This is a genomic window from Rhizobium phaseoli, assembly GCF_001664385.1.
Lineage (GTDB): Bacteria > Pseudomonadota > Alphaproteobacteria > Rhizobiales > Rhizobiaceae > Rhizobium > Rhizobium phaseoli.
Window position 1 is genome coordinate 4,247,370 of record NZ_CP013532.1, and the last position, 11,754, is coordinate 4,259,123.

Below are 11,754 nucleotides of genomic sequence, written 5' to 3' on the forward strand. Positions count from 1 at the left end.
TGCCTGAAGATTGTTCGACCGCTGAATCGGAGCGCAGGAATGGCCAGACTGACCGCGGATGCCAAGGGCGTCTATGTGATCGCCGTAACTCCCTTCGCCGACAACGGCGCGCTCGATCTCGAAAGCATCGACAGCATGGTCGATTTCTACGAGGGCGCCGGCGTCACTGGCCTGACAGTGCTTGGCCAACTCGGCGAGGCCCCGAAGCTGACCGCCGAAGAATCGCGCGTCGTCGTCGAGCGCGTGTTGCAGCGGCTTGACGGGCGTCTGCCGGTGGTGGTCGGCGTGTCGGCGCCCGGACTTGCCCCGATGCGCGAGCTTGCCGAAGCCGTCATGGGCGAAGGTGCCGCCGGCGTCATGGTCGCGCCGCCCTGGACCGTCAAGACCGACGACCAGGTGTTCGCCTTCTACCAGTCGGTCGGTGAAGCCCTGGGCGATACACCCTTCGTGCTGCAGGACTATCCCCTTACCACCAATGTGACGATCGCGCCCGCCGTCATCGAGCGCATCGTCAGGGAGGTGCCCAGCTGCGTCATGCTCAAGCACGAGGATTGGCCGGGCCTGCCGAAAATCACCGCGCTTCGCGCCGCCAGCGACAAGGGCGGTATGCGGCGCATCTCCATCCTCTGCGGCAATGGCGGACTTTTCCTGCCCGAAGAAATGAGCCGCGGCGCCGATGGCGCCATGACCGGCTTTTGTTATCCGGAAATGATGGTCGGCGTCGTCGAAGCCTATGGCGCCGGCAATCCCGATCGCGCCCATGAGATCTTCGATGCCTACCTGCCGCTCGCCCGCTATGAACAGCAGCAGGGCATCGGTCTCGCCTGCCGTAAATATGTCCTTGCCAAGCGCGGCGTCATCCATTCCGCTGCCTTGCGCAAGCCGGGTGCCAGGCTTTCGGCACTCGACATCGCCGATATCGAGCGGCTTTTGGCCCGCCAGGCCATCCGCCTCAAGGAGATCGACGCATGACGACGGACAGGAATTTCGACTTCATCATAGCAGGCGGCGGATCGGCGGCCTGCGTTGCCGCCATGCGGCTGGTGCGTGACTTCGGCTTTTCGGTGCTCGTCCTTGAGCGCGGACCGCGCGACACGGCAAGGCTGATGGCCTTTCCCGCCGGCTATATGAAATATCTTGCCCGCGACGATTTTCTCGAGATGCACCATACGGTGCCGCAACCCCAGCTCGGCGGGCGCGGACCGATCGTGCCCGTTGCGAAAGCTCTCGGCGGCGGCAGCGCCGTCAACGCCATGGTCTATATGCGCGGCCAGAAGGAGGATTATGACGGCTGGGCAGCCCATCTCGGCAATGAAGACGAATGGTCCTACGAGGACATGCTGCCGCATTTCAAAGGCCTCGAGGCCAATAGCCGCTTCAACAACCGGTACCACGGCATATCAGGCAATCTGCGTGTTTCGGAACCGCGCCACATCTCCGATACGACGGAGGATTTTATCCTGGCGGCACAGGGGCTTGGCCATCCATATAATCCCGACTTCAATGGCGCGCGGCAGAACGGCGTCGGCATCATGCAGCACACTTTCGCGCCATGGGGCCGGCGCATCGAGCGATCGGATGCCAAAAAGGCGTTTCTCGATCCTCTTGCAGCCGACACCAGGCTGGAGATCGTCACCCAGGCCCGGGTCGATCGCATTCTGATCGAAAACGGGCGGGCCGTCGGCGTCGTTTATACCAGCAACGGCGAAAGCCGCAGAGCCCTGGCCGGACGCGAGGTGCTCGTCGCGGCCGGCACCTACAACAGCGCCAAGCTGATGATGCTTTCCGGCATCGGCCCGGCTGACCATCTTCGCGAACACGACATCGCCGTTGCCGCCGATCTTCCCGGTGTCGGCGCCAATCTCCAGGATCACCACGAAGTTCCGGTCATCGCCTCGACGAAATCGAAATCCGGCTATTTCGGCCAGGATCGCGGCTGGCCGATGATCCGCAACGGCCTGCAATATCTGCTGTTCAATTCCGGCCCCGTCACCACGACGGGCATCGAATCCTGCCTCTTCTATGATCCCGATGGCGGCGATCGTCCGACGATCCAGCTGTATTGCGCGCCGATCGTCTATCTCGACCGCGACGTCTCGTCGGCAAAGCCGACCTATGGGGTGACCTTCACCTCCTGCCTGCTGCGGCCGAAGGCGCGCGGCAGCGTCAGGCTGCGCTCTGCCAACCCTGCTGAACAGCCGCTGGTCGACTGCAATTTCTTCGGCGATCCCGATGACCTCCGCCTGACGCTCGCCTCGCTGAAGACGGCGCGCCGGCTCCTTGAGACGGAACCTTTCAAGAGCAAGATCGCCGAGGAGATCCTGCCGGGACGATCGCTTCAGGATGAGGCCTCGCTGGTAAAATTCGCCGGCCAGACCGTCAAGACGAACTACCATCCGTCCGGCAGCCTGAGGATGGGGCCAGCAACCGATTCGATGTCCGTGGTCGACGGCAGGCTGCGGGTGCGTGGCGTGGACGGGCTGAGGGTGATCGATTGCTCGATCATTCCCTTTATCCCGTCAGGCAACACCAACGCACCGGCGATGGCGATCGGATCGAAGGCGGCGAGCATGATTGCCGCGGACTACCAATGATGTGGCGGCACCGTGTCAAATCGGGCATCCATCCCGAATGATCTAAACGGCAGGTACCGGAATCTTGCGAGGCATCGCCGCGGCCGGCATGCCGGCAGGCACGAAGGTGACGTCGCCGTCGCCGGCCAGATCATACACCGTATGTTGCTCCAGCGCCTTCGTCACCTCGTTGAGATCGCCGTCGAGATGCTCGGCGGGGATGAGGTTGCCGATCACGAAATCGAAACGGTCGCCGCGTTTGTTCAACAATTCATGAAAGACGGTCATGTCGCGCAGTTCCGTCGACCACTTCGCCAGCCAGTAGAACAGGCCGGAATTGCGCGCCGTCATGTGGACGGGAAGGATCGGCAGATTGTATTTGCGCGCCAGCCCGACGGCTGAGGTCTTCCATGGGCGCTCGTTCAGCCGGCCGTTCGCCCAATAGGCGATACGGCCTGATGGAAAGAGCACCGTCGCCTTGCCTTCCCTCACCGCGTGGTTGGTCAATTGCAGCGTCTCACGCGCCTTGAGCTTGCTCTTGTGCTCCTCCCGCCACTCGACCGGGATGACCATCTCGGCGAAACGCGGATTGACGCGGATCGCATCGCGATTGGCAAAGAACATCATATCGGGCCGGCGCGTTTTCAGCAGGTCGAATACGGCGACACCGTCGGCAATGCCGGTCGGATGGTTGCTGACGAGGATGAAGCCGCCTGTCTCCGGGATACGCTCGCCATTGGCGATGCCGATGTCGAGCTTCAGCACGCTGCTCAGATATTCGAACGACTGGAAGCCCGGCATCTTGGCGACCGCATTGGCAAATTCGATCGCCTTATTGTAGCGCAAAAGCGTGTAGAGGAACGGCCGCATGACCGGCCAGAGCGGATGTTTGACGATCCTCTGGCCGCGTTCGGCAATCAGCGTGTCGACGATATGACCGGGCTTTCCCTGTGAAACAAGAGCGATCGCTTCCGCGAGTTGTCCGAAAGCCGTCATGGAATCGCGCCGGGCCATGAAAGATCCTGTCTATGGGCTGTAAGCTATCGCAGTAGAATATGATCTAGGCATGACAAAGGTTTGGCCGGCATTAGCAATTCCATAACCGTTCCTGCTTCAAATTGGCGGACTTGAAGGCAAATTCAAGGCCAGCGACGTGAATGAACTGCTTGTTATCGCCGACCCGCGCCTGATGGCGGAACGCGCCGCGTGGCTCGAAAACCTCGCGCGCGAACGCCGCCTTTCCGAGCATACGCTCGATGCCTATGAGCGCGACACCCGCCAGTTTCTGACCTTCTTGACCGGCCATCTCGCCGGCCCGGCGACGCTCAGTGATATAAGGGAATTGCGCCCCGCCGACTTCCGCGCCTTCCTTGCCGCGCGGCGCAAGCAAGGCTCCGGCGCCCGTTCGCTCGGGCGCAACCTGGCCGGTCTTCGCTCACTGTTGCGCCATCTCGAAAAGAAGGGCCTCGTCAATGCCGCCGGCGCTGCCGCGATCCGCTCGCCGAAACAGCCGAAATCGCTTCCCAAGCCGCTGTCGGACACGCAGGCGATCACCGTCGTCAGCAACGAAGCCCAACTCCATGACGAGCCCTGGATCGCCGCGCGCGATGCAGCTGTCATGACGCTGCTCTACGGCTGCGGCCTGCGCATCTCCGAGGCGCTGGATCTCGTTCCCGCCGACCTGCCGAAAGGGGCGGCGACGCTCCGCATCACCGGCAAGGGCAACAAGACGCGGCTGGTGCCGCTGCTGCCCGTGGTGTTCGACGCGGTCGAGAAATATCGCGCGCTCTGCCCATATCATCTTGAAAACGACGCGCCGCTGTTTCGCGGCGCCCGCGGCGGTAAGCTGCAGGCGGCGATCATCCAGCGCGCCATGCAGAAGCTGCGCAGCGCCTTCGGCCTGCCGGAGACGGCAACACCCCACGCGCTTCGCCACTCCTTCGCCACCCACCTACTTGCCGGCGGCGGCGATCTGCGCACCATCCAGGAGCTGCTCGGCCATGCCAGCCTTTCGACGACCCAGGTCTATACCGGCGTCGATGCGTCGCGCCTGCTCGAGGTGTATGATCGGGCCCATCCGCGCGCCTGAGGCATGTTTGTGGCGGCGGCACGCAGCTCACCGGCAAGCTCAGCGCCCATGAATTCGACGAATGCGATGCGCTAAGTTTTCGTTAACGCATTCTCTTAAAGGATTATGCGCAAGCCGAGCGTAGAGCATGAAGCATCAGGCATGTGACCGGAACATCATCATGACGACATCAATCGGCCGCCGGACCTCTTTCCTCGCAGCATCCGGCAACCTGCTGCTCTGGTTGATTGCAGCCTTCCACATGCTGCTTCTTGCGGCGCTGTTTGTCGCCTTCCTGGCGGCACGGCCGGCGTCGGCGGAAGAGGCCTGCACCGGCCGCAATCTGATGATCGATCTGCAGCAGAGCAACCCCGCCCGCTACGCCGAGGCGGTCAAGGAAGCCGAGGCGGTGCCGAACGGCAAGGGCATCTTCTGGAAGATCGAAAAAGCAGGACTTGCGCCATCATGGCTGCTCGGCAGCATGCATGTCACCGATCCGCGCGTGCTGGCCCTGCCGCCGCGCGCCCAGGCAGCCCACGACGCCGCCGATACGATCATCATCGAGTCCGACGAGATTCTCGATGAACGCAAGGCGACCGCCGCCCTGCTGGCGCGCCCGGAGCTGACGATGTTCACCGACGGCACGACGATCGACAAGCTGCTGTCTGCCGAAGATTACAAGCGGCTGGAGGCCGGCCTCAAGCAGCGCGGCATCCCGCTCAGCGCCGTCTCCCGCATGCGGCCATGGATGATCTCGAGCGCCGTCGCGCTTCCGGCCTGCGAACTCGCCCGCAAGGCCAAGGGCGTGCAGTTCCTCGACCAGAAGATCGCCACCGACGCGGTTGCTCAGGGCAAGCAGGTCAGGGGGCTGGAGACGCTTGCCGAACAGATCCAAGCCATGGCCGACCTGCCGGTCGAATTCCATATGAAGTCGCTGATCGAGACGCTGGAACTCGGCGACAAGATGAGCGACGTCGTCGAAACGATGACCGATCTCTACCTCTCCGGCGATATCGGCATGACCATGCCGATGCTGAAGACCGTAACGCCGACGAATGAAGACCAGGCCGGCGACTACGCCGCCTTCGAACAGCGCGTCATCCTCGATCGCAACAAGGTGATGGCCGAGCGCGCCGCCCCGATTCTCGACGGCGGCAATGTTTTCATGGCCGTCGGCGCCCTGCACCTGCCCGGCCAGGGTGGCGTCATCGAACGGCTGCGCAAGCAGGGTTTTACGGTGACTGCCGTAAACTGAAGCATGTCGCCCGAATAGTCAGCCGCAATAGCAGCTCATCGAGACTGACAATCTCAGTTTGTATACGTCAGATCGTGTTCAGCCGAGCGTCATCCGGCGCAGCACATTGCTTTTCCAATAGAACTGATGGGCGAGCGCGCCCGCGACATGCGCTGCGATCAGCGCCCAGAGAATGATCTTCAGGATCTCCGCGTGCAGCGAACCCGCGGGATTGACGCCAAAATAATAGGCGGCGATGCCGGTAAGCGGCATGGCGAAGATCAGGATGTAGAGACCGGCATGCGCAAGCTTCGCCGCAAGACGGAAGATCACGGGCTCCTCCGCGACTTCGGCCGGCACGCCGTTGACGAAGCGCAGCCCGAGCCTGACGGCGGCGAGCAGCAGAATGGCGATGCCGACATAGGCATGGATGTTGGCCGACGCAATCTGCTCCGGCGTCGGCACCTCGCCTCTGCGCATGAGCCGATGCCAGATGTTCATGCCGTCAGGAAACAGCAGATTGAAGAAGATCAAAAGCGCCACCGTCCAATGAAGCAAGCGCTGGCTCAGGCTGTAACCCTTGTCGGACGGCTTTTGCATTTTCTAACCTTCGTCACATGCCGATTTCTGCGATGCGCCAAAATTAAAACAGCCGCCTGCCTCGCGGCAAGCGGCTGAACGCTTCATTACGAATATGTAAGATTACATGTGGATCGGCTTGAAGAAGGTCGCGAGCGCAGCTTCCTTGACCGCTTCCGACATCGTCGGATGCGCGTGGCAGCTGCGGCCGAGATCTTCCGACGAACCGCCGAACTCCATCAGCACGGCAATCTCGTGGATCATCTCGCCAGCGCCGAAGCCGACGATATGGCCGCCGAGCACGCGGTCGGTGTTCTTGTCGGCGAGAATCTTGACGAAACCGTCGGTCGCCAGCATCGCGCGGGCGCGGCCGTTCGCCGTGAACGGGAACTTGCCGACCTTGTAGGCGATACCCGCCGCCTTCAGCTCTTCCTCGGTCTTGCCGACCGAGGCGATCTCGGGCTGCGTGTAGACGACGCTCGGAATGACATCGTAGTTCACATGGCCATGCTGCCCGGCGAGGATTTCGGCCAGCGCCACACCCTCGTCTTCCGCCTTGTGCGCCAGCATCGGACCCTTGACCACGTCGCCGATCGCATAGATGCCGGCGACATTGGTCTTGAAGTGACCGTCGATCTCGACACGGCCGCGATTGTCGAGCGCAACACCGGCCTCCTCGAGGCCGAGACCTGCCGTATAAGGCTTGCGGCCGGTGGCGATCAAAACGACATCGGCGTCGAGCGTCACGGCGTCGCCGCCCTTGACCGGCTCGAAGGTGACCTTGGCGCCCTTCTCACCCTTTTCGACGCCGGTGACCTTGGCGCCGAGATGGAAATCGATGCCCTGCTTGGCAAGCATGCGCTGGAACTGTTTGGAGACTTCGCCGTCCATGCCGCCGAGGATGGTGTCGAGATATTCGACGACGGTGACCTTGGCGCCGAGGCGCGACCAGACCGAGCCGAGTTCGAGGCCGATGACGCCGCCGCCGACGACGATCAGCGTTTCCGGCACCTTGTCGAGCGCGATGCCGCCGGTGGACGAAATGATGGTCTTTTCATCGATCTCGACCTGCACGCCGGGAATGCCGGCGACATCCGAACCGGTGGCGATGACGATGTTCTTGCCTTCGATCTCCTGCACCTGGCCGTCCTCGGTGGTGACGGCAACCTTGCCGGCCGAGACGATCTTGCCGGTGCCCTGGAAGGCATCGATCTTGTTCTTCTTGAAGAGGAAGGCAACGCCGTCGACATTCGCCTTCACCGTCGCATCCTTGTGCGCCATCATATTGCCAAGGTTGAGCGTCGGCTCCGGAACGTCGATGCCGAGCGCGCTCATGCCGTGACCGGCCTGATGGAACATTTCGGAGGCATGCAGCAGCGCCTTCGACGGGATGCAGCCGACGTTCAGGCAGGTGCCGCCATAGGTGGCGCGCTTTTCGACAACGGCGACCTTGAGGCCGAGTTGGGCTGCCTTGACGGCGCAGACATAGCCGCCCGGGCCGGTTCCGATAACGATCACATCATAAGACATTGCTTTTTTCCCTTTGAATTTTTCAATTAGTCGGCGGCGCGCGACAGCGCGAGGCGGGAGACGGCCATCAGGCCGAGGAATTCGAAAGTGTAGCTCATATTGATTTCGCCCTGTCCTTCTAACGGCCGCCGCTCACATTGAGGATCGATCCGGTGACATAGGACGCCGAAGATGAAAGGAGATAGAGGATTGCATCCGCCACCTCCTCCGGCATGCCGGCCCGCTGCATGGGAACCGATGGCGCCATTTCGCGCGCCCGGTCCGGCAAGCCGCCCGATGCATGGAGATCGGTTTCGATGATGCCGGGCCTGACGGCATTGACGCGAATCCCTTCCGCGGCGACTTCGCGTGCAAGGCCGATGGTGAAGGTGTCGATCGCCGCTTTCGAGGCCGCATAATCGACATACTGCGTTGCCGAACCGAGGACCGCCGCCATTGAGGAGACGTTGACGATCGCCCCGCCCTGCCCACCATATCGGCGCGACATGCGGCGCACGGCCTCGGCGGCGCAGAGGATCGAGCCCGTCACATTGACGCGCAGCATCCGCTCGATCCGCTCGACCGACATTTCGTCGATCCGCTGTGGATAGTCGACGATACCGGCATTGTTGACCAGTCCGTCAAGCCGCCCGAACTGACGATCAACCGCCGAAAACATCGCGGCGATATCCGCGGCCTTGCCGACATCGCCCTCAATTGCCACAGCCTCGCCGCCGCTATCGGTGATCGCGGCAACGACGGCGTCCGCCGCTTCGCGGCTGGTGGCATAATTCACCGCGACGCGCCAACCCCCGCGCGCAGCAAGCCGGCAGACGGCCGCGCCGATGCCCCGGCTTCCGCCGGTGACGAGAACAACAGGTGTATCGCTCATGTCGCACACTCCTTGAATGTCAGCACGTCCCAAGGCGCCACCGAGGCCTTGCCCTCGCCCCAGGCGCTGGATTCGCGAATGGCGGGACCAAGCCCGGGAAGCACCAGCTTTTCGGCGGCCGCAGTCCCCTCCGGCTGCAGATTGGCGATCTCGCCCTTGGCATCCATCCCATAGACGGCGCCCTGCCAGACCGTGCAGGCATCGAGATCGGCGCCGGTCACATCGCCTTCCGGACAGTTGAACATCAGGATACCGATGGCGCGCACCGGATCCTGCGATGGCATGACATAGCCTTCCATCACCACCGCCGTCTTCAGCGCACTCATCTTGAACTGATTGCTGGCGGCGGCCGACGCCGAATTCAGCGGCGCGAAACGCAGTTCATAGGCACCGTCGCGATCGATATAGACGGCTTGTTCCTGCTTGCAGTCGGCGCCGAAGACGGTCGCGGGAACACTGAAAACCGCGGCGGCTGCGATTGCCGCCACGCCGTTTCGACCCGCGATGATACCGCCCCGACCGATCATTGCAGCTTCGGCTCCCTTCGCCCGTCGGCATTCTCGATCACCGCGAAATCCGTCAGCAGCACCAGCGCGTGACCGTCCCTGTCGAGTCCCCAGAAAACCGGATAGATGCCGTCACCCCAGCCGCTCCAGAATACCGCGACATTGCCCTTCTTGCCGGCGACCGGCCGGTGCAGCGCATAATGGCCCTTGGTGGCATCCAGATCCGCGGCCAGCACGTCGTCGTAATAATTGATGTCGGCGTCCGGTTTTTGCGCCTGCACCTGCGCTTGACGCTCGTCGATCCGATCAAGCGTCTGCGCATCCATGTAGCAGCCGACGCCGGCGTCGACGGGGTAGCCGAAGATTTCGTCGTCCTTCAGCGTTGCTGGATCTTGTCCGGGCAGGACGGCGAGCTCCCAATGATCCGGCTTGCCCTCGGCAAACCGCATGCTGGCGGCGGCGATGCGACCGAACGCCTGATAGAGCGTCACCGGATAGTCGCCCGGCGCAACCGTCCTGGCGAGCGCCGGCCGATCGGGCTGGGCGAGCGGGTCGGCAGCGACGATGCGCCCCGAGGTCAGCTCGACATTGCCCATATGGATCGCGTTGATCGACCGTCCGGAGAGTTCGGTGTCACCGAGCGTCACCAGCTCGAAATTGCTGCTTGCCTTGCTGACGTCCCAGCCGCCCGCCGATGCGGAAACCGGGACATGCGCGGCAGCAGCGCAAAGAAGAAGGCGCGCCGCTCGCATCATCCGGTTCCGCATTGAAAAGCTCCTTAGAGATCGAGAACCAGGCGTTCCGGATCTTCCAGGCTTTCCTTGACGCGCACGAGGAAGGTGACTGCTTCCTTGCCGTCGACGATGCGGTGATCGTAGGAAAGCGCCAGATACATCATCGGACGGATGACCACCTGGCCGCCGATTGCAACCGGCCGTTCCTGGATCTTGTGCATGCCGAGAATGCCCGACTGCGGTGCGTTGAGGATCGGCGAGGACATCAGCGAGCCGTAAACACCGCCATTGGTAATGGTGAAGGTGCCGCCCTGCATGTCGGCCATGGAGAGCGAGCCGTCACGGGCTGCCTTGGCAAGACGGCCGAGGTCCTTCTCGATTTCGGCGATCGACATCTGGTCGGCATCGCGGATGACAGGAACGACGAGGCCCTTGTCGGTGCCGACGGCCATGCCGACATGGCAGTAGTTCTTGTAGATGACGTCGGTGCCGTCGATCTCGGCATTGACCGCCGGCAATTCCTTCAGTGCATGCGTTACTGCCTTGGTGAAGAAGCCCATGAAGCCGAGCTTGACGCCGTGCTTCTTCTCGAAAATGTCCTTGTACTTGTTGCGCAGGTCCATGACTGCCTTCATGTCCACCTCGTTATAGGTGGTGAGCATGGCGGCGGTGTTCTGCGCGTCCTTGAGGCGCTTGGCGATCGTCTGGCGCAGGCGCGTCATCTTCACGCGCTCTTCGCGCGAGGCATCCTCGACCGTCGACGGGCCGCGCGCAGCGGCGGGCGCTGCCGCCGGGGCGGCTGCCGGAGCTGAAATACCCCGGGCGACGGCAGCAATGACATCGCCCTTCAGCACCTGGCCGCGTTTGCCGCTGCCGTCGACCTGATCGGCCGAAAGCTTGCTTTCGGCCAGCATCTTCGCAGCCGCCGGTGCCGGCGGCATGGTGGAGACGGAAGCGCTCGACGACGATGCAGCCGCAGCGGCAACCGGCGCCGGCTGAGCGGGAGCAGCCGGAGCTGGCTGGGCAGGAGCGGCGGCCGGTTGAGCGGCAGCCGGCGCGGCGGCAGCGACGGCACCTTCGGCGATCTGGCCGAGCAGCGCGCCGAGACCGACGGTTTCGCCGGCGGCAGCGACGATTTCGGAAAGCGTGCCGGAGACCGGTGCCGGCACTTCGATGGTCACCTTGTCGGTTTCAAGCTCGAGAATCGGCTCGTCGGCCTTGATGGCGTCGCCGACCTTCTTGAACCAGGTGCCGACGGTTGCCTCGCTGACGGATTCACCGAGAGTTGGAACGCGGATTTCTGTGGCCATTGTTCAGATCCTGATTTCGTGTGTGTTCGTTTTAAGCGTTTCAGACGGCGGGCGGCCGCAAGATGATCGAGGGCATCGGCAGGATATCGAAACGGAAACCGAAGCCGGAGGTAATGATCGGATCGCCGTCGGCAAGAGTCCGCGCCGCCGCCTGATCTTCGACTTCGACGACCGCCATGCCGAAGGCGCCTGCACCCTCGAAGACGGGACCGACGACGATCGCCGTTCCCGCAAGGGCGTGCCGGTGCCAGTATTCGACATGGCGTTTCATCGCCGCCATTTCCTCTCCGGTCCCGTCATGCGGGAAGGTGGGGCGCGGCGGCAGCAGTCTCAGAAAGAAATAAGCCAT

The 11,754-nt window shown here is 62.8% G+C and carries 12 protein-coding genes; 4 read left to right on the top strand and 8 right to left on the bottom strand.

All coding sequences use genetic code 11. The features are described from left to right. Positions 1 to 39: 39 nt before the first annotated feature. Both AMC88_RS20380 and AMC88_RS20385 read left to right on the top strand, forming a co-directional pair. A complete protein-coding gene (locus AMC88_RS20380; RefSeq protein ID WP_064825715.1) occupies positions 40 to 972 on the top strand; it encodes a dihydrodipicolinate synthase family protein in 933 nt (310 codons plus the stop codon). Continuing rightward, the gene (locus AMC88_RS20385; protein ID WP_064825716.1) at positions 969 to 2,594 is read left to right on the top strand and encodes a GMC family oxidoreductase; all 1,626 of its coding nucleotides are present in this window, start codon (positions 969 to 971) and stop codon (positions 2,592 to 2,594) included. The genes AMC88_RS20380 and AMC88_RS20385 overlap by 4 nt, the downstream gene beginning before the upstream one ends. Positions 2,595 to 2,636: 42 nt before the next feature. Here the strand turns inward: AMC88_RS20385 and AMC88_RS20390 are convergent, their stop codons facing one another. Then, complete coding sequence (locus tag AMC88_RS20390; protein ID WP_064825717.1) at positions 2,637 to 3,587, bottom strand: GNAT family N-acetyltransferase; 951 nt, start codon at positions 3,585 to 3,587, stop codon at positions 2,637 to 2,639. Between the two features lie 139 nt (positions 3,588 to 3,726). On the opposite strand from AMC88_RS20390, the gene AMC88_RS20395 reads away from it, so the two are divergent. Both AMC88_RS20395 and AMC88_RS20400 read left to right on the top strand, forming a co-directional pair. Beyond that, positions 3,727 to 4,662, top strand: a complete 936-nt coding sequence (locus AMC88_RS20395; protein WP_064825718.1) for a tyrosine recombinase XerC — start codon at positions 3,727 to 3,729, stop codon at positions 4,660 to 4,662. Between the two features lie 160 nt (positions 4,663 to 4,822). Continuing rightward, positions 4,823 to 5,896, top strand: coding sequence for a TraB/GumN family protein (locus AMC88_RS20400; RefSeq protein ID WP_064825719.1), 1,074 nt, complete (start codon positions 4,823 to 4,825; stop codon positions 5,894 to 5,896). Positions 5,897 to 5,974: 78 nt separating this feature from the next. Here the strand turns inward: AMC88_RS20400 and AMC88_RS20405 are convergent, their stop codons facing one another. The 7 genes from AMC88_RS20405 to AMC88_RS20435 all read right to left on the bottom strand — a co-directional run bounded on the left by AMC88_RS20405 (position 5,975) and on the right by AMC88_RS20435 (position 11,754). Further along, complete coding sequence (locus AMC88_RS20405; protein WP_010017651.1) at positions 5,975 to 6,475, bottom strand: cytochrome b; 501 nt, start codon at positions 6,473 to 6,475, stop codon at positions 5,975 to 5,977. Between the two features lie 102 nt (positions 6,476 to 6,577). Next, entirely contained in the window at positions 6,578 to 7,984 is a 1,407-nt protein-coding gene (gene lpdA, locus AMC88_RS20410; protein ID WP_064825720.1) for a dihydrolipoyl dehydrogenase, read from the bottom strand. Between the two features lie 118 nt (positions 7,985 to 8,102). After that, positions 8,103 to 8,855 (bottom strand): SDR family oxidoreductase, encoded by a 753-nt coding sequence (locus AMC88_RS20415; RefSeq protein ID WP_064825721.1) that lies wholly within the window; start codon positions 8,853 to 8,855, stop codon positions 8,103 to 8,105. Continuing rightward, positions 8,852 to 9,382 (bottom strand): hypothetical protein, encoded by a 531-nt coding sequence (locus AMC88_RS20420; protein WP_064825722.1) that lies wholly within the window; start codon positions 9,380 to 9,382, stop codon positions 8,852 to 8,854. Before AMC88_RS20420 ends, AMC88_RS20415 begins: the two co-directional genes overlap by 4 nt. Then, positions 9,379 to 10,128, bottom strand: a complete 750-nt coding sequence (locus AMC88_RS20425; protein WP_064830065.1) for a DUF4241 domain-containing protein — start codon at positions 10,126 to 10,128, stop codon at positions 9,379 to 9,381. The genes AMC88_RS20420 and AMC88_RS20425 overlap by 4 nt, the downstream gene beginning before the upstream one ends. An 11-nt stretch (positions 10,129 to 10,139) precedes the next feature. Next, positions 10,140 to 11,405, bottom strand: a complete 1,266-nt coding sequence (odhB, locus tag AMC88_RS20430; RefSeq protein WP_064825724.1) for a 2-oxoglutarate dehydrogenase complex dihydrolipoyllysine-residue succinyltransferase — start codon at positions 11,403 to 11,405, stop codon at positions 10,140 to 10,142. Between the two features lie 40 nt (positions 11,406 to 11,445). Further along, positions 11,446 to 11,754: a YciI family protein gene (locus AMC88_RS20435; protein ID WP_064822927.1), complete on the bottom strand. Its 309-nt coding sequence runs from the start codon at positions 11,752 to 11,754 to the stop codon at positions 11,446 to 11,448.

Coding starts and splice junctions, on each gene's coding strand:
- AMC88_RS20415 (WP_064825721.1), bottom strand. CDS start 8,855: ATGAGCGATACACCTGTTGTTCTCGTCACCGGCGGAAGCCGGGGCATC.
- AMC88_RS20380 (WP_064825715.1), top strand. CDS start 40: ATGGCCAGACTGACCGCGGATGCCAAGGGCGTCTATGTGATCGCCGTA.
- AMC88_RS20405 (WP_010017651.1), bottom strand. CDS start 6,475: ATGCAAAAGCCGTCCGACAAGGGTTACAGCCTGAGCCAGCGCTTGCTT.
- AMC88_RS20420 (WP_064825722.1), bottom strand. CDS start 9,382: ATGATCGGTCGGGGCGGTATCATCGCGGGTCGAAACGGCGTGGCGGCA.
- lpdA (WP_064825720.1), bottom strand. CDS start 7,984: ATGTCTTATGATGTGATCGTTATCGGAACCGGCCCGGGCGGCTATGTC.
- odhB (WP_064825724.1), bottom strand. CDS start 11,405: ATGGCCACAGAAATCCGCGTTCCAACTCTCGGTGAATCCGTCAGCGAG.
- AMC88_RS20435 (WP_064822927.1), bottom strand. CDS start 11,754: ATGGCTTATTTCTTTCTGAGACTGCTGCCGCCGCGCCCCACCTTCCCG.
- AMC88_RS20400 (WP_064825719.1), top strand. CDS start 4,823: ATGACGACATCAATCGGCCGCCGGACCTCTTTCCTCGCAGCATCCGGC.
- AMC88_RS20385 (WP_064825716.1), top strand. CDS start 969: ATGACGACGGACAGGAATTTCGACTTCATCATAGCAGGCGGCGGATCG.
- AMC88_RS20390 (WP_064825717.1), bottom strand. CDS start 3,587: ATGGCCCGGCGCGATTCCATGACGGCTTTCGGACAACTCGCGGAAGCG.
- AMC88_RS20425 (WP_064830065.1), bottom strand. CDS start 10,128: ATGCGGAACCGGATGATGCGAGCGGCGCGCCTTCTTCTTTGCGCTGCT.